General features: G+C 43.2%; 19 protein-coding genes and 2 riboswitches. Of the genes, 11 read left to right on the top strand and 8 right to left on the bottom strand.

The genetic code is table 11. From position 1 onward, the window contains the following. Window positions 1-68: 68 nt before the first annotated feature. Window positions 69-542, top strand: coding sequence for an AbrB/MazE/SpoVT family DNA-binding domain-containing protein (locus NST74_RS00610; protein ID WP_042123219.1), 474 nt, complete (start codon window positions 69-71; stop codon window positions 540-542). Window positions 543-639: 97 nt separating this feature from the next. On the opposite strand, the gene NST74_RS00605 is transcribed toward NST74_RS00610, so the two are convergent. Continuing rightward, window positions 640-1,146 (bottom strand): YwhD family protein, encoded by a 507-nt coding sequence (locus NST74_RS00605; protein ID WP_042123218.1) that lies wholly within the window; start codon window positions 1,144-1,146, stop codon window positions 640-642. A 103-nt stretch (window positions 1,147-1,249) separates the two neighbouring features. On the opposite strand from NST74_RS00605, the gene NST74_RS00600 reads away from it, so the two are divergent. From NST74_RS00600 to NST74_RS00575, 6 genes are all read left to right on the top strand, one after another. Further along, entirely contained in the window at window positions 1,250-3,256 is a 2,007-nt protein-coding gene (locus NST74_RS00600) for a M1 family metallopeptidase (protein ID WP_341109989.1), read from the top strand. Between the two features lie 11 nt (window positions 3,257-3,267). Further along, complete coding sequence (locus NST74_RS00595) at window positions 3,268-4,098, top strand: hypothetical protein (protein ID WP_341109988.1); 831 nt, start codon at window positions 3,268-3,270, stop codon at window positions 4,096-4,098. A 214-nt stretch (window positions 4,099-4,312) separates the two neighbouring features. Then, window positions 4,313-4,451: riboswitch (cyclic di-AMP (ydaO/yuaA leader) on the top strand. Window positions 4,452-4,504: 53 nt separating this feature from the next. Next, window positions 4,505-4,933: a C40 family peptidase gene (locus NST74_RS00590; RefSeq protein ID WP_042131746.1), complete on the top strand. Its 429-nt coding sequence runs from the start codon at window positions 4,505-4,507 to the stop codon at window positions 4,931-4,933. A gap of 360 nt (window positions 4,934-5,293) precedes the next feature. Further along, a riboswitch (cyclic di-AMP (ydaO/yuaA leader) is annotated at window positions 5,294-5,435 on the top strand. Between the two features lie 5 nt (window positions 5,436-5,440). Next, window positions 5,441-5,932, top strand: a complete 492-nt coding sequence (locus NST74_RS00585) for a C40 family peptidase (RefSeq protein WP_042123215.1) — start codon at window positions 5,441-5,443, stop codon at window positions 5,930-5,932. A 229-nt stretch (window positions 5,933-6,161) separates the two neighbouring features. Further along, window positions 6,162-6,647 carry a GNAT family N-acetyltransferase gene (locus NST74_RS00580; RefSeq protein WP_341109987.1) on the top strand — a complete coding sequence of 162 codons (486 nt, stop codon included), beginning with the start codon at window positions 6,162-6,164 and terminating at the stop codon, window positions 6,645-6,647. A 127-nt stretch (window positions 6,648-6,774) separates the two neighbouring features. Continuing rightward, window positions 6,775-7,131, top strand: a complete 357-nt coding sequence (locus NST74_RS00575; RefSeq protein WP_042123211.1) for a c-type cytochrome — start codon at window positions 6,775-6,777, stop codon at window positions 7,129-7,131. A gap of 82 nt (window positions 7,132-7,213) precedes the next feature. Here NST74_RS00575 and NST74_RS00570 read toward each other — a convergent pair whose 3' ends face one another. Together NST74_RS00570 and NST74_RS00565 are read right to left on the bottom strand one after the other, a co-directional pair. Beyond that, window positions 7,214-7,501, bottom strand: coding sequence for a 4a-hydroxytetrahydrobiopterin dehydratase (locus NST74_RS00570; protein ID WP_042123209.1), 288 nt, complete (start codon window positions 7,499-7,501; stop codon window positions 7,214-7,216). A 228-nt stretch (window positions 7,502-7,729) separates the two neighbouring features. Further along, the gene (locus NST74_RS00565) at window positions 7,730-8,023 is read right to left on the bottom strand and encodes a hypothetical protein (protein ID WP_042131745.1); all 294 of its coding nucleotides are present in this window, start codon (window positions 8,021-8,023) and stop codon (window positions 7,730-7,732) included. Window positions 8,024-8,229: 206 nt separating this feature from the next. On the opposite strand from NST74_RS00565, the gene motA reads away from it, so the two are divergent. Next, window positions 8,230-9,033, top strand: a complete 804-nt coding sequence (gene motA, locus NST74_RS00560; RefSeq protein ID WP_076286892.1) for a flagellar motor stator protein MotA — start codon at window positions 8,230-8,232, stop codon at window positions 9,031-9,033. Continuing rightward, entirely contained in the window at window positions 9,017-9,832 is an 816-nt protein-coding gene (gene motB / locus NST74_RS00555) for a flagellar motor protein MotB (protein ID WP_341109986.1), read from the top strand. The genes motA and motB overlap by 17 nt, the downstream gene beginning before the upstream one ends. A 108-nt stretch (window positions 9,833-9,940) precedes the next feature. Here motB and rluF read toward each other — a convergent pair whose 3' ends face one another. Together rluF and NST74_RS00545 are read right to left on the bottom strand one after the other, a co-directional pair. After that, window positions 9,941-10,642 (bottom strand): 23S rRNA pseudouridine(2604) synthase RluF, encoded by a 702-nt coding sequence (gene rluF / locus NST74_RS00550; RefSeq protein WP_076121365.1) that lies wholly within the window; start codon window positions 10,640-10,642, stop codon window positions 9,941-9,943. Then, the gene (locus tag NST74_RS00545; protein ID WP_341109985.1) at window positions 10,632-12,959 is read right to left on the bottom strand and encodes an ATP-binding protein; all 2,328 of its coding nucleotides are present in this window, start codon (window positions 12,957-12,959) and stop codon (window positions 10,632-10,634) included. Before NST74_RS00545 ends, rluF begins: the two co-directional genes overlap by 11 nt. A gap of 402 nt (window positions 12,960-13,361) precedes the next feature. On the opposite strand from NST74_RS00545, the gene tadA reads away from it, so the two are divergent. Both tadA and NST74_RS00535 read left to right on the top strand, forming a co-directional pair. After that, window positions 13,362-13,874 (top strand): tRNA adenosine(34) deaminase TadA, encoded by a 513-nt coding sequence (tadA, locus tag NST74_RS00540; RefSeq protein ID WP_076121353.1) that lies wholly within the window; start codon window positions 13,362-13,364, stop codon window positions 13,872-13,874. 42 nt (window positions 13,875-13,916) lie between these two features. Continuing rightward, window positions 13,917-14,486, top strand: a complete 570-nt coding sequence (locus tag NST74_RS00535) for a GNAT family N-acetyltransferase (RefSeq protein WP_339288729.1) — start codon at window positions 13,917-13,919, stop codon at window positions 14,484-14,486. A 94-nt stretch (window positions 14,487-14,580) separates the two neighbouring features. Here NST74_RS00535 and NST74_RS00530 read toward each other — a convergent pair whose 3' ends face one another. From NST74_RS00530 to NST74_RS00520, 3 genes are all read right to left on the bottom strand, one after another. Further along, entirely contained in the window at window positions 14,581-15,672 is a 1,092-nt protein-coding gene (locus tag NST74_RS00530; protein WP_341109984.1) for a hypothetical protein, read from the bottom strand. Window positions 15,673-15,775: 103 nt separating this feature from the next. Next, complete coding sequence (locus NST74_RS00525; protein WP_042123194.1) at window positions 15,776-15,928, bottom strand: small acid-soluble spore protein P; 153 nt, start codon at window positions 15,926-15,928, stop codon at window positions 15,776-15,778. Window positions 15,929-15,940: 12 nt separating this feature from the next. Then, window positions 15,941-16,282 carry a hypothetical protein gene (locus NST74_RS00520; protein WP_341109983.1) on the bottom strand — a complete coding sequence of 114 codons (342 nt, stop codon included), beginning with the start codon at window positions 16,280-16,282 and terminating at the stop codon, window positions 15,941-15,943. Between the last annotated feature and the right edge of the window lie 62 nt (window positions 16,283-16,344).

Raw genomic sequence — 16,344 nt, 5'->3', positions numbered from 1 at the left:
TAACTCACAATTACTGCTATAATAGTTAGTAGCAACCAAAATATAAAGATGTAAATGAGGGACATGGGATGAAGGATACAGGCATGATCCGGAGTTTAGACAGTCTTGGGAGAATTGTGGTTCCCGCAGAAATCCGTATGACTCGTAATATCGACATTGGTGATCCTATCGAATTTTTTATATTAAACGATAACACCATCATACTCAGGAAGTACACCTCGACAGAATGTACGTTTTGCAGAAGCCACGACCATGTCACCTACTATAAAGAGCAATTTATTTGCAGTAGCTGTCTAAAAGAAATTGCCGATCCTGAACGCATGTCTCAAGCGCCGGAGACGCGCCAAGATTTTGCTAGCGAAGTGTCAGAGCACAGCAGCACGATCCGGAAGACGAAAACAGAGGATATGTGCCAACGCTTGGAGCGGGCCATAGATGATCATCCTTATGCCAATCAGAAAGAGCTTGCTGAAATCCTGGGGATCAGTCAAGCCAGAGTAAGTCAACTCAAACGCAAACTTAGTACGGGAAGCAAATCGTAAACTAAATTAATGTATAGCAAAAAAGGCTTCGACTCTCCTATTTCAGGGTGTCGAAGCCTTTTTACTGTATCCTTTAATTTTGACCGGGTGATTGTTCCTACTCGGTCAGAGCAGCCTTGAGTTCATCGGAGGATGCGGTCCACCATGCCTCATTATGAGAGATCAAGAGGGATTTTAGCGCAGCCTTTTCAACTGCGCCAAGCCCTCCCACATCGATTTTGCGTTTTAGAGCCCCATCCAGCTTATTGACATGCTCGGCGAGGATTTTCCAGCCACGACGCGCTTCCGTATCAATCCACATTTCACAAGCTGTAATTCCACCGTAGAATTGACTATCCTGGGTACGGTCCACTGCTACCCATACCACCCAAACCTGTCTTCCATTAGGTACATCTTCACGGTTCATGGAGAATTTAATACCCTTTTCAACCTTACTCTTGGCATGCATGGCACCGATATCAATGACTGCTTCACCGCCATCAATAATGACAGGCGATACGTTATTGAGCTCAATAGAGCCTGCTCCAAAGCCTTTATGTTTACTTTTGGCATTCACAATATTTAAGGCAATCTGTTTCTTGCCCTCCGGTTGTATGTTGTCCACGAGTGCACACCCTTCCTCTTACGAATAATTTAATTTTAGCTAATAATGCGGCGATTGCAAACATATACATCCCGTAGATGCTTGTCACGGGAGGAATCACAGTATGAAGTCACTGTCATTAAGGTACATTATCATCTTTGCGACCCTGGCCGCCCTCGTGCTACTAGGAGGAATATGGGTCTATTCGGGGGATAACTCCACAACTTCTGTTACTAGCTTTGTTTTAAAAGAGGCCAAGTCCTCCAGTGGCACAGCTCCTGCTGCTGCACCACAGCAAAATCTTCCTGATAGCGCCCCCGTTCCGGCAGAGGAAGCATTAAGTCATCGGGTTGTCGAGTACCACATCGATGTTCAGCTTGTTCCAGATACAGAAACCTTAATCGCTTCTGAGACGGTAACCTGGACACACCCCGGTGTAAAACCTGTAAGTGATCTATATTTTCATATGTACCCAAATGCTTTTGCCTCACCAGATACTACCTTTATGAAGGAATCCGGAGGAACGCTCAGAGGTGACACCATGCCAGAGAACGGCTTCGGAAGTATGACTCTAACCGATCTGCGCACGACAGAAGGAACATCGCTAATGCAACGAGTACAATTTGTACAACCTGACGATGGTAACGTCAACGATAAGACACTCCTAAAGGTGCATCTCCCACAACCGGTTAATGGAGGAGAAAGTGTCACGCTTAAACTAAAGTACGAGGTCCAGCTTCCCAAAATATTTGCCCGTATGGGTACATCAGGGAATTTCGTGATGGCTGGGCAATGGTTCCCAAAGCTTAGTGTATACGAGCCTATGGGCACACGCGGGGTTAAGGAAGAAGGCTGGGATTTACATCAATATCACGGCACCTCTGAATTTTACAGCGATTTTGGCATCTTTAATGTAACGATTGCAGTTCCTTCTAACTATACGGTAGCTGCGACCGGATTTCCTGTAAAGAATGCCAAACTGAAACAAGATCAAAAAATATATCAGTTCTACGCTGATGATGTCCATGACTTCGCTTGGGCGGCTTCCCCTGATTTCACAGTAGCTGAAGAAGCCTTCTCTACACCAGAAGTACCTGGTGTACGGATCAAGGTCTATCTCGATCCATTGCACAAAGACTTAAAGGAACGATACCTTCAGGCCGCTAAGGCTGCCCTGACCTACTTCAGTAAATGGTATGGTCCTTATCCCTACTCCACTCTGTCTATTATCGTTCCACCTAAGGAGGGCAATGGTGCAGGAGGAATGGAGTATCCTACGCTCATTACAGCCTTTGGAGCCACGGACTCTTCACCTGATACTTCACTTGAGAGAACCGTCGTTCATGAAATTGGCCATCAATACTTCTACGGTATGGTCGCCAGCAATGAATTCGAAGAGGCTTGGTTAGACGAAAGCTTTACTTCTTACGCTGAAGACAAACTCATGGAGCAGGAATATGGTGTCAAAGCTAATCTCCCTCTGCAATCTAGCCTGGTGACCAAATCAGAGCCGCTGAACTTAGAGACATGGAAATATGACGGGGCAGAATCGTATAGCCGAAATGTATATATTCGCGGAAAGCTAGTACTTAAGGATATTGAACGCCAAGTAGGCGCTAAAGCAATGAACAGTATCATGTCTACTTACGCACGTAAATTCCGTTTCCAGCATCCCACTACATCTGATTTTCAAAAAGTCGTTGAGAAGGTAACCAAAAAATCGTGGCAGCCTTATTTCGAGGATTATGTTTATGGTGGCGGTGCTCCTGATTTCTCAGTAGATACGATTACGATTAAAAAGAATGGCAGCAGCGAGGCTCAGAGCTACGAATCCATAGTGAAAATTACAAACAAAGGGAGTCATTACGTTGACGTTCCCATTAAATTTACATTCGCTGACGGTTCTGCGGCAGAGCGGGTCTGGAACGGTGAAGGAGCAGAGACTACGTTTCAGCTGTTAAGCGATAAACTTCTCCTCTCTGCTGAGATTGATCCAGAGCATACCGTTCTTTTAGAAAACAAACATCTTAATAACTTCAGACTGGCGGAAATAGAGCCCAAAACACTCTCCCGCTGGACGTTAAGTGTAACTAAATTAGTTGAAACCGTGCTCGGAACTCTTGTCTGGTGAGGTGAATGATTGTGAGAACATCGATAACCCGCGGCTGGCAAAGCATGAAGGAGCAATTTTATATTCTGATTCTGCTCTTCATCTATCGACTGCTCTGGGGCTACTTTATGTACGGCTTCATCCGGTCTGCTATCGTTCCAATTCTACTGCGCTACCCAGATAAAGACGCTGGAGGCAGTGGAATGGGTAGACTACTCTATTATGTCGAAGGGCAGTTCAGCTTGAACACAGATCCTGAGATACGTAATTGGTTATGGATGTTCCTAGGGCTTGTTCTCTTACGACTGCTGCTCTCCCCATTCATAAGAGCAGGATTACTACATGAACTCCATCAGGAGAGAAAAGGAGAGCGGGGCCTGTTCTTTTTTCCCGGCATGAAGGTTTATGGATTTCCAGTGTTTATTTTTAGTTTAATCGAATGGGTGCTGGCTTTATTGCCGTTATACTGGCTCGCTCCAAAAATGTACGGGCTGTTCTTATCTTCCTTTCTGAACTCCTCTTTGTTACTTCATCTAGTTCCATACGTATTGGCATGGCTTATATACATCTTTATGGTTCGCCTGTTCCTTCTATATATGCAGTTTGGTTATACCAGCGGTACGGGGATGTTCTCCTCCCTATTCATCTGTATAAAGTCACTGATTCCAGCAATAGGCATTTCAATCATACTTGGTGCAGCGGGCCTTATCCTTTTGCTGGCGTGCGGACTATCCGGTATCTTCTGTCCTGGCCTGCCGGCACTTCTTATTCGTCAACTCTCATCACTGCCCTCGACACTTTTCAAAATGTGGGGAATCTCCGCTCAATATCATCTATGGCGCAGTAAAGCATTTCCACAATAATTTATGGCATTACAACACATAATATAAGAGTCCCGGTTCCTGAATCAGGAGCCGGGACTCTTTCGCGTTACAGACAAATTATGACGATTTGCAAAATCGTAAAGACTTTGTTACAATAAGTCCTGTTCCATTAGTAACAAGTTTGTAATCATTTGAAACGATTTCTACATAACTTCATGTATTCATCGTAGTCTTGTCGATAAGTCACTATCTGGTGCATAAAACGCCGAATTCCTTGCACCGGGAAGTGGGGGAACCATATTTTGGGTGAATTGATCTCGCTTTGCAGTGATCATAGGGGAACCTTCTACCGAATCCTTAAGCTAACCTCACAGGCATTGGAAGGGGTACAATTTTTTTGAAGAATTTAAGAAAAGCATGCGTCGCTGCGGCGCTGGGACTTGTGATGGCGTTCTCTATTGGTGGAGGAAGTGCCTTTGCAGATTCTAAGATGGACAGTGTTATTTCAAAGACAATTGGAGTTGCCTATAAAACCGGAGGCACTAGCACTGCCGGGTTTGACTGTTCTGGATTTACTACGTATGTATTCAAGAAGGTGGGTCTTTCTTTGCCCCGCACTTCAAAAGCTCAATATAATGTTGGAACTCCTGTAGCCAAAAGCAAATTGCGTTCAGGTGACCTAGTTTTCTTTAACACATTGGGCAACGGCGTATCCCATGTCGGCATTTATGTTGGAAACGGAAAATTCGCACAATCATCATCTTCATATGGCGTGACCATCACTTCACTTAGCCAGTCCTACTGGGCCAACCGCTACGTTGGCGCTAAAAGAGTAATGAGTACTTCCTCATATCAAGCTGTAGCCTACGATTAATACTTCCCCACAACTATAACCTCACATTTACAACTATATAGACCTGGATTTGATTATTACCTTAATCGAATCCAGGTTTTCTTTTGCCTTATTATAATCTTTACACCTCTAGAATAGACTTTAAACACTTTTATTTGATAAAAATTTCAATAAATATAAAAATAAGTTTAATATTATCGCTTACATATGCATTTTGTCTTTAAATATATGAATTTTTCTGCATGATTAGGTTAAAAACGATTGCCAAGCGGCACTCTGTTTGTTACAATAACTGCAGTAAGATTTTAGTAACATTTTTGTAATCATTAAGTTGTTATTTACAAAGGTTTTGTCATGTATTGATTACAAGCTATTCCTAATCAACAGTCTGAGCCGAGTTTCCTAACTATTAGGGAAACGGGGGAACCAACTTTGGGTGAATTGACCTCCATTTTTAGAGGGGTCATAGGGGACCTTCAACCGAACCCTTAAGCTAACCTCGTAGGCATCTGGAAGGGGTATAAACTTTTGAAGAAGAAGTTAGCAGCAGCTGTACTCAGCTTTTCCATTATCTTCACCATCGGAGCAGGAAGCGCTTTCGCGGATTCCAAAATGGATAAAGTGATCGACAAGACCATCGGAACTAAATACGTATCCGGCGGGATCTCCACAAATGGATTTGATTGCTCCGGATTTACAATGTATGTTTTTGATAAAATCGGTATCAACCTACCACACCAATCAGGTTCCCAGTATCAAATGGGTACTGCTATCTCCCGAGATGATTTAAGATCAGGAGATCTTGTATTCTTCAATACAAGTGGTAAGGGTGTTTCCCACGTCGGCATTTATGTCGGTGAAGGCAAGTTTGCACACGCATCTTCCTCACGCGGTGTAACGATTAGCTCCCTGAGTGATAGCTACTACGTAAAACGCTATATCGGTGCTAAACGGATTATGAGCACTGATGCTTATCATTCTGTTGCTTCTGAGACAGAAGATAATGATGATGTTCAATAAGTAGAACGTACATAGGCTCTTTTCCAAGAGGTCAATTCTTGGGGAAGAGCTTGTTTTTTTGTCTTATTTAATATTTACCCCTCTCAAAATTTGTAAAACAATATTCCTTATAAATTTTCTGAGTCGATGCCCCCTCTTTTTGTATATAATTAGTTACAAGTATAAACGCCTTCGGCACTCGTAATGACGGCAAGCGTTATAACCCTCGTGAAAGGAGGTCTTTGACCTTATGATAAATCCCTCGGTTACTTTTCATGTAACTCCTATGGAGACTAGTCACGCGGAAGAGATATGCAATTGGAATTACACCCCCCCTTATAATATTTACGGCTGGATGCCGTGGGAACAAATGCAGGCTCTAGGCATCGAGTTCGGTGATCCTCAGCTACGGAATGAGCAATATGTCTCCATATTAAATGGGCAAGAAGCTTTGTGTGGATTCGCGCAGTTGTTCCCGATGGAAGGTGTTGTACGTTTGGGGATTGGCATGCAACCTGATCTATGCGGTAAAGGGCTAGGCAAATTATTCATGGATGCAATCGTGCAAGAAGCCTTGCTTCGTTATCCTGAGCGTGAGATTGATCTAGAGGTATTGACCTGGAACCAGCGGGCGATCCGAACTTACCAAAAGTGTGGATTTACGATTACAGATACGTATGAGCGCCTAACCCCATCAGGAAACAAACCTTTTTATTGCATGGTCTATGAGAAATGATATTAAAATCCATATTTTTCAATCAATTGATGGTATTATCGTTCATTTTTTTGTCACAAACCCTATGATAACGCTTCACCTTGAGCTATAATGTAGGGAGCAGCTTACATAGAAGGGACGAACTGGGATGCAGAAATGGATCATGAGCGGTTTGTTTTTTGCCGCCTGTGCCTTTGCGGTAGTACTTATGTTTACACTTCCAGGTAAAGAAGAGGTAGCTGAACAGAATAAGCCCACAATGCCGGTAGTTCAATTGGATGCGGCAAAGGCAGAAGCAACCGTGAAAGCCAGCTGTATTACCTGTCACGGCGATCAGCTTCAAGGTGGAGTTGGCCCTAGTCTTCAAAATGAAGGTGGTCAGCACGATGCTGAAGAAATCTACAGCATCGTCACTAAGGGACGCGGTCAAATGCCTTCCTTTAAAGAAAAGCTAGCCCCTGAGGAGATCGCAAACGTCGCCCTCTGGCTTTCAGAGAAAAAGTAACTACTTAAGCAACTAAAAACGCCCGTGCCAGAAGATAGTTCACTATCTGCGCACGGGCGTTTATTTATGAGTTTGGGTGATCCTAACGATTTTTCTCAAAGGCTTCATTAAATTCATGTGCCTCTCGAATATCTAGAGCTGTAATACCGTCTTCCTCATTTGATTTCAGTCGTAAAGTCACTGTCTTATAATCAATCGTAATATGTGGATGGTGATCAAAGGCTTCTGAAATGGTGGCTACTTCATCAACGAAAGCAATACCCTTCATATATTGGCTGAACATATATTTTCGCACCATGGTATTCTCTTCCAGCTTCCAGCCTTCCAGCTTGCTGATCTGCTCACGCAGTTCTTCTTCGGTAAATAACAATTCGTTTCCTCCCTTACTAAAAATTGCAGTAAAATCCGCAGGTCCCTTTACTCGTCTTATTCGTTAAACAAAACATCCCTTAGCTTCTGAGGTCCAAGGGATGTGCCAGGATAAAGGCAATATTTTCGATTAAATGTATTCAAGAATCCCAGCGATTATAACTCGGCTACACCAATTTTAACACGGGCTACTAACTACGGGCAAATTACACCCCGCCGCCCCCTCTTCTTAAATCAAAACAACAGAGGCTAAATCCTCTTCTCCGACTAAAATATTAATGCGGTGCGTGTCCTTATCGTAGATGATAACGCCGCTCCCCACCTCAATCATAGGTTCATTACCCAGCGCGAAGAAAAGATCCTCAGCCAGTGCCTCCCATACCTCCATCTTGGATTCCTGGGGCAATTCCTGCCACTCTTCCGGATCCATTTCAAAAAATAAGTACCCATCGGAAATTCTTCCGACAGCCTCGGTCAAATCTGTTAGGATTTCACCGTAATCTCTACCATGCTTTACACCCACATGTATCACTCCGTTTTCTCCACAGATGAATAATTACTTACCTTATCCATTATAGCCGAAAAAATGACTTCACAAAAAACGGAATGATGTCGATAAATAAGAATATACGTTATTCGGTTTCGCACAGAGTGCCTTGCCGCTATTTCAAGGATGATATACGCGGCTTTGTCGGAACACATCTTATAATCTCATGGACGAGGTGCATAATGGAAATTTCAACAATACTCGGTTTAATTTTTGGTCTAGTTGCAGTAATTTGGGGTATGATCCTCAAGCACGCTCCTCTTCACGCTTTAGCCACACCCGCTGCTTACGTTATTATCTTAGTAGGTACGGCAGCCTCCATCTTTATGGCCTTTCCGTTCTCGGAGGTCAAGAAGATTCCAAGTCTGTTTAAAATGATTTTTGTCAAAAAGAAATTAATCAGTAAATCCGAATTAATTACAATGTTCATGGAATGGGCTTCTATTACACGGCGTGAAGGTCTGCTGGCTCTTGAGTCTAAAGTCGATGAAATAGAAGATAACTTCCTCAGAAATGGCATGCGGATGATTATTGACGGAAATGATCAGGACTTTGTCCGCGATGTTCTCATGGAGGACATCCACGCCACAGAGGATAGACATAAAGCAGGCGCACTCATTTTCTCACAAGCAGGTATGTATGCTCCTACACTCGGCGTACTCGGGGCCGTTATCGGTCTTATCGCCGCTCTGGCTGATATGAGTGATATGAACAAATTGGCGGCAGCAATCGGGGCAGCCTTCATCGCAACACTGCTCGGTATCTTTACAGGTTACGTATTATGGCATCCTATTGCCAATAAGCTAAAACGACTTTCCAAACGAGAAATTGAAGTTCGAATGATGATGGTCGAAGGTCTATTGTCTATACAATCTGGTGTATCCACTATTGCCATCAATCAGAAGCTTGCTGTCTTCCTAACACCTTCGGAACGAGCTAAGTTAAATGATGAGAAGGAGAGTGGATCGGGTGAGCAAAAAGACTAGACACGAAGAGCATGAAGAACACGCCGACGAATCGTGGCTACTGCCTTATTCTGATCTTATGACCCTTCTGGTAGCATTGTTCATCGTAATGTATTCTATGAGTGCAACAGATGCCAAAAAGTTTGAAGAAATGAGTCAAGCCTTTAGTTCTGCTCTTAATGGTGGTACGGGTGTTCTTGAGGAACGGGCGGCAATGCCTTCTAAGAGCCAAGAGGATCTAGGGAAAAATGATCAAATGGATAAGTCAGTAACCAAGAAAAACGAACAAACAGAGATAGCTAAGCTCCGGCAAAAGGAACAAGAGGATTTAGAGAAGCTTAAGAAGCAGTTTGATCAATACATCAACAAAAACGGTCTTACCGACCTGCTGAGTACTAAGCTCAATCAGTCTCAGCTTATGATTACGATAAGTGATAACGCGTTGTTCGCTTCCGGACAGGCTGTAGTTAAGGATGATTCTCGGCAATTAGCAAAGTCCATCTCAACCATGCTGCAGCAATTCCCGGATTATGATGTAGTTGTGCAAGGACACACCGATAATATCCCTATCTCTAATAGCGACTATTCTTCCAACTGGGACCTGAGCGCGGATCGTGCTCTTCAGTTCATGAAGATCTTGCTAACGAATACGAACCTGAATCCACGCAAGTTTAGTGCGATTGGATACGGGGAGTACCACCCTATTTCTGAAAATACTACAGCTGTTGGACGAAGTAAGAACCGCCGGGTTGAAGTGTCCATTATTCGTAAATATCAAGAAACCAAAGAGTTCTCAGGTATCGCTCCTTCCGATGAATAATGTTTGTCCTAATACAAAGCATAAAGAGCTGTCCCAAGGTCTTAGACCGATGGAACAGCTCTTTTTTTGATAAATTGTATTCGCACTTAGGTCACTATTACTTCTAGACTATAGAAGTTTGTAGTTCAGTGTAGCTCCAAGTTCTTGTTTTTCTTCAGCAGACAACTCACGCCATTCTCCAGTTTGTAATGCCCCTAGACGAATATTCATAATCCGAATGCGTTGCAGCTTTCTAACCTCGTAGCCAAAAGCGCTGCACATACGGCGGATTTGACGATTCTTACCCTCCGTCAAAATAATACGGAATACACGCTCTGTAATACGAGTGACCTCACAAGGTAGCGTCTTCTCACCTAATATCTTTACGCCGCTGGACATGCCTGTAATAAATGATGGCGTAATCGGTCTGTCTACAGTAACCACATACTCTTTTTCATGCCGACCTTCAGCCCGTAAAATCTTGTTAACAATGTCCCCATCGTTAGTAAGCAGAATCAATCCTTCTGAATCCTTATCGAGTCGCCCAATCGGGAATATTCGCTCATGATGACCTACAAAATCAACAATATTCCCCTTAATATGCTGCTCTGTAGTTGAGGTGATACCCACTGGCTTGTTTAACGCAATGTAAACCGTCTGGCTTGATGTTTCAAGCGCAACACCATCTATTCGCACATCATCACCCGGAACGGCCTGACTGCCAAGCACAGCAGGTTCTCCGTTGATCGTAACTCTACCGCCTTCTACCAGCTTGTCTGCTTCACGGCGTGAACAGTACCCTGTCTCACTGATGAATTTATTAATTCTCACGTTGTCCTTCACTCCGTTCATCCTTAATATTAAGCCAAGGGGTATCCGTACCAGCTGCAGGCAGCTTGATCATAACAGTTGTCCCTTGACCTACTTCACTTTGTATATCCAAATGACCCTTATGAGCCTGAATAATACGTTGGCTAATCATTAGCCCAAGGCCTGTTCCCGACTCTTTATTAGTAAAGAAGGGTTCACCCAGCTTAGGCAACATATCCTTAGGAATTCCTTCACCTTGATCTGAAATAAGAATGAAGACAGAGTCCAAGGTGTTTCTTAGCTCCATTGAAATCACACCACCATCTGGCATAGCTTCAATTGCATTTTTGACGATGTTTATAAACACCTGCTTTAGCTGGTTCACTTCACAATGTACGGTAGATGGATGTTCAGAGAATATGGCACTAAACTGAATCCCAAACAAATGAGCCTGACTGTCTAATAGAGAAACTACATCACCAAGGATGTCCCGCACATCTTTTTCCTGGAAATGAACAGCTTGAGGCTTGGCCAAAATCAAAAATTCACTTACGATCAAATTAATCCGCTCCAGCTCGGATAACATCAGTTCAATATGGAGTGGAACCAGAATCCGCTTCTCTTGTTGAAGCTGTAAAAATCCTTTTAGCGTTGTAAGCGGATTACGAATCTCATGGGCTACACCAGCAGCTAATTGGCCTACTGTAGTCAGCTTCTCAGAGCGTCTAAGCAGTTCCTCCATTCGGTTACGTTCCGTCATATCACGTGAAACGTGAATAAAGGAATGCGGATATCCGTCTTCGTCACGAATTACCGAGGTACTAACACTAACTTCAACTATTGTTCCATCACGTTTAAGTCTTACGGTTTCAATGGGTGGTAGAACAGCACCATTCTTTAACGCATTAAGCCGCTCTTCCTCCTGCTTAAGCGCTGTCGCAGGTACAAGGTATGGCATATTTCCCAATACCTCTTTGGCACTCCATCCATATAGTTCTTCGAAGGCTCTGTTCGTACTAGTAATTCGGCCATCCATATCGATCGTATGAATCGCATCAGAAGTTCCGTTAATGACGGACTCCAAATGCTCCTTAACCGCTCGGTTCTCTTCCAGTGTCTGTTTGAGTCGATTGGTGCGCTGCATGAGGTGAGCCGTCATAGCATTGATTCGCAGAGCCAACTGTCCTAGCTCGTCCCGGCTTGTTACCTTTAGAGGAGGCTCAAATTTTCCTTTAGCTACATCGTTCACTTTGGCAAGTATCGCCTGAATCGGACGAGTAACAAATCCAGACAGTATGTAACTACATAACAAGAATAATGTAAGCAATAACAGTGACGTTGTCAGACTACTAATTAATTGATCATGAACCACAGATGAAATCACGGAGTAATCCAAAACTACTCCTATCACATAAGCTTTCAGTCCAGGTGATTGGATAGGAATGTAGCTTTTGAGCACTCTTTTTCCATGTACTTTCATTTCGAGCGTAACCGGCTTCTGCTTCCCTTGAGCTAACAGAATTGCCTCTCTATCCCGCTCCACATTACCATAAGTATAGGTGCCGTACTTAATGGGGCGGTTCCCCAGCTTCCTATTCAGCGTGTCGCTTCCGTCCGCCTTCATACTTGCAGAAGCAAAGGTTGCCGGGTTAAATCCTGTCAATTCTAAAATCCCTGGATTAGCTTCTTTAGTTCTCGATGCAATTTGGTCGGGATTAGTGATTTTGACGTAATCGCTGGCCTCCGTATTGAGAATAACGGGATTGATGATGTAGTTGCTCTCTTCATCACGATAATAACCCCACTTCTCAATGAAATCGGGATTGTAGGTTGAATATTCAAATGGGCCTGACCAAAAATGGTCCAGGGCCTGACCCTGACCCACGGATACCTCCTGATTATCGAACAATTCCAAAAAGGCCAGATACCAGTACCCCCAATCTTTTGTGGACATCCCAATATCACCAGGTACCGAAGACCTTGCTACTACGACATCGTTATCAGTCTTTACCAGAATTGAAATATTAGACACGCCCACCTTGGAAGTTAGGGCTTTAAGTTCTTCATTCGTCACGTTCTTATAGTCTGGGTCCAATTCCTCGGAGGCAAAGATAGCCGCCATTCTTAAATTATGCGCAATTTGATATTCTACATAGTTAGAGCTATAGTTACTTTGTTCTACAGAAACGGCCATTTGCATAGCAGTTAGTTGCATATTATTAATGCTTTCATTCCGTAGATTATTTTGGGCGGCATAAAGGTTAAATGTCAGGTTCAGTGCTAAAATTAGCAACACCGCCCCAAAAATAATAGCAGATAGTTTTGTCTTTATGGACAAACTGTTTGTTCACCTCTTATCCACTGGTAAATCCTTGCGGGGCCTACAATAAACATCATACCTTTTGCCCTCACATTTGAAAAGACATTTCAATGAAGCATTCAATTCAAGGAATATTGAAATTCAATGGGTCTTTATCTACAATATACAAGTATAAACGCCTTCGGTGCCCTTATAAGGACGGTAAGCGTTTTAGCAAGAAATATAAGATTAAAGGATAGCGAGAAATATATAATTTCTTATATTTTAAGAAACCATCCACATCTTATGCACATATAAACATTTTATTATAGAACGATGTGCACAAAAATGTGCATAAGTAGGCGGTTATCCACAGAGTTATGCACATTTTGTTAAGAACGAATATTTGTTCGTTGTACAATGGATATAAAGAAAGGGAAGATGATCTTGAATATTAGAGCGGGTGAATCGCTAGATGATATGGAGGCGGTTCATGAACATTGGATGAGGCAGGCGATAGCAGAAGCCCATAAAGCTGAAGCATTAGGAGAAGTTCCTATAGGGGCAATCGTCGTACGGCATGGTGAAATTATCGGACGCGGATACAATTTAAGAGAAACAACAATGGATTCTACAGCTCATGCAGAAATGGTAGCCATTCGTGAGGCCAGCAAATTCATGAATTCGTGGCGACTGCTGGATTGCCAGCTTTATGTTACTTTAGAGCCTTGTCCGATGTGTGCTGGGGCGATTGTGCAATCAAGGGTACCCCTCACTGTATATGGCACTCCCGATCCTAAGGCCGGGTGTGCTGGAACCCTCATGAATTTACTTGAAGAGCCGCGGTTTAATCATCGTACCGAAGTCATTCAAGGGGTTTTACAAGAGGAATGTGCAGAGCTACTGACCTCATTCTTTCGCCGTTTACGTCAAAAACCACCGAAACAAGCATAAACACCATCGGCGTCCATATTTTAAAAAAAGGAGAACCCTGAAATGACCCTTACTTTATATCATACCTCACAAAACATCTATATTTCTCCACTAGAGCTAAAGGATGCAGAGAAGTTACTGGAACTGCGCTTGAATAATCGGTTGACACACGAACCATTTGAACCTAAACGCGATGAGCAATTCTACACGCTGGAGAGTCAACAAAGGATCATTAATCAGCGTCTGGAGGATGCGCTGGAGGACAGAGCCTATATGTTCGGTGTCTATCTGCTTGATGGACAACTAATAGGTCAAATCACGCTATCTAATGTCTCAAGAGGTGTAGCTCAGTATGCGGATTTAGGTTATTTGATGGACCATAGGATGCAAGGACAAGGCTATATGACTGCTGCGGTCGGATTGATTCTAGGCTACGCTTTTCGAGCCTTAGGTCTTCATAGGGTTCAGGCAGCCATCTTATTGCATAATGAGGCTTCCCGGAAGGTGCTGGAGAAGAGCGGATTTAAACCTGAAGGCATCGCCCGCCAGTTTCTCAAAATAAACGGCCAGTGGCAGGATCACCAAACCTACGCAATATTGGCCGAAGATGTGCTACTGGTTGAACCTAAATAACTTTTTACTGACTCGCTCAGGATTCTTCTATTAAAAAGACCCGCATGGGCGTATATCATACGCGACATGCGGGTCTTTCGCTCATAACTTCTTATTAATAAGTCCCCAAGCTACCGAATTGCTCCTCTAGTTGATCCATTGTAATTACATCATCGCCCTGAGGAATTCCAATCTTGAACTCTGGCTTCTCATTGATCTTGTCATATTGACCTGTTCCGTTTACAGAGAAGGCAACGTTCGTACCATCTTCTGGATCATTAACTTTAATGTCCATCAATAAATCTTGGTACACAGGGAATCCGTCTTTATTGATCGCTGTATTGTAGTGGAACTGATTAATCGTAAGATACTTATCAAGATCTGCCAAGCTCTTATCGAATTCAGTTCTAGTTTCACTTGATGTGATCTCTTCTTTAGCCTTAGCCAGATCCGCATCATTAATTTGCAGCATATCCTTGTATTCTTCCTTGCTCACAATATCAATAATTTTAGGCAGGGCATTATTCACAAAGATGGTGATTGCTTCTTTAACATTATCGTTCGTCACTTGGAACTGAACGACTTGCTTAGCTTCAACACCCTCTGGCAAATTTGCTTCCTTTGGACTAAGCTCATTGAAATATTTTCCTTCATCATATTCGGCCAATACAGTGTCCATGACTTCATTAGAGAACTTTTGCATTTTCTGCGTATCCAGAGAGTTTGGATTAAATTCAGCACCCTCTTGCTCAGCCAACGCCTTGAGATCCACCTCTACAAACTTGTTAACGATTGTCTCCGGAATCGGGAAGAACGGAATCGATGGAATCTTAACATACAGCTTCTCAGTGGTCATCACCATAGGGACATTGAAGCTCATGCTCATATCGCCCTTGAGATTCAGAACCATAGTTAGCTCTGTCTGCATTGGATCAGCCTGATAAACCCCATCAATGGTTATATCAGCGTTCTTAAGCATGCTGAGTACCTGTGTTGTCATTGCAGCAGATTCAGCATCAGCGGTCTCGATGGTTAGATCATTGATCGAGAACTTACTCTTCATCTCATATGAAGACATCGTGGTCGCTTTTGTAGCGGCTGATTTTAAGGCCTCTTTTGGCGCCTCCTGTTTACTTCCACATCCCGGCAGAATTACTGCTGCTGTTAGCAACAGCGCCGCGGCCGATAAACCCCATTTTTTGTTCATTATTTTTCTCCTCTCCCATGTAAAAAAAATCTCCCCCCTCTAATGATAAACTATTTGTAAAAATCAAGAAACACTTCTTTATAATTCTTATTGTTTTTATTTGTTATCCCTGCGGATTATGATGGTCTACATGATTAGCCTGTTTCACCTTTTTAGATCCGGAAAGTGGCTTTGGTGCTGAAGAATGATGCTCCTTTCTAGGTTGACCATCGGTGGGCTGTGCCCCGGGAACTGGAATACTCTTTGGCTTTGACATTGTTCATTCCTCCTAAGGATTAGTCATGTTCTGAAGAGCCTGAGCACATTCGTGTATTTGCCGTGTATACTGCTGTGCTAATAGCTGCACTGCATCGCTATGCTCATCAATATGAATTCCACTCTGCTCCACATCAAGCAGATCAACAGCAACCTCCCTGCTATCTACATACTTACAGCGGAAATCAAGGGAGTAACCTTGACGTCCCGCTGCATTAAAATGAATCAGCAGACTATTCGGGTCACCTTCATCTGCCAGTACATTAAAACTGTCCCCATCCTCCATTAACGCAGGCAGGCGTTCTTGCCAGGCCGAGACAAGATTATGCTGATCTACATCCAATTGTCTGTCCATAATTATAATCATCCTCCTTCTCTAATACATTGCGGAGAAATCAATCTTTTTATTCTCAATGA

The organism is Paenibacillus sp. FSL F4-0125 (assembly GCF_038008565.1).
Taxonomy (GTDB): Bacteria; Bacillota; Bacilli; order Paenibacillales; family Paenibacillaceae; genus Paenibacillus_AQ.
Note: the sequence above shows the minus strand (reverse complement) of the source record. Positions and strands in the feature narration are given on the sequence as shown.

Excerpts from the sequence above, each read along its gene's own strand:
- NST74_RS00590 (WP_042131746.1), top strand. The coding sequence starts at position 4,505 with ATGGCGTTCTCTATTGGTGGAGGAAGTGCCTTTGCAGATTCTAAGATG.
- NST74_RS00520 (WP_341109983.1), bottom strand. The coding sequence starts at position 16,282 with ATGGACAGACAATTGGATGTAGATCAGCATAATCTTGTCTCGGCCTGG.
- NST74_RS00535 (WP_339288729.1), top strand. The coding sequence starts at position 13,917 with ATGACCCTTACTTTATATCATACCTCACAAAACATCTATATTTCTCCA.
- NST74_RS00525 (WP_042123194.1), bottom strand. The coding sequence starts at position 15,928 with ATGTCAAAGCCAAAGAGTATTCCAGTTCCCGGGGCACAGCCCACCGAT.
- NST74_RS00580 (WP_341109987.1), top strand. The coding sequence starts at position 6,162 with ATGATAAATCCCTCGGTTACTTTTCATGTAACTCCTATGGAGACTAGT.
- NST74_RS00530 (WP_341109984.1), bottom strand. The coding sequence starts at position 15,672 with ATGAACAAAAAATGGGGTTTATCGGCCGCGGCGCTGTTGCTAACAGCA.
- NST74_RS00610 (WP_042123219.1), top strand. The coding sequence starts at position 69 with ATGAAGGATACAGGCATGATCCGGAGTTTAGACAGTCTTGGGAGAATT.
- motA (WP_076286892.1), top strand. The coding sequence starts at position 8,230 with ATGGAAATTTCAACAATACTCGGTTTAATTTTTGGTCTAGTTGCAGTA.
- NST74_RS00575 (WP_042123211.1), top strand. The coding sequence starts at position 6,775 with ATGCAGAAATGGATCATGAGCGGTTTGTTTTTTGCCGCCTGTGCCTTT.
- NST74_RS00600 (WP_341109989.1), top strand. The coding sequence starts at position 1,250 with ATGAAGTCACTGTCATTAAGGTACATTATCATCTTTGCGACCCTGGCC.
- tadA (WP_076121353.1), top strand. The coding sequence starts at position 13,362 with ATGATCTTGAATATTAGAGCGGGTGAATCGCTAGATGATATGGAGGCG.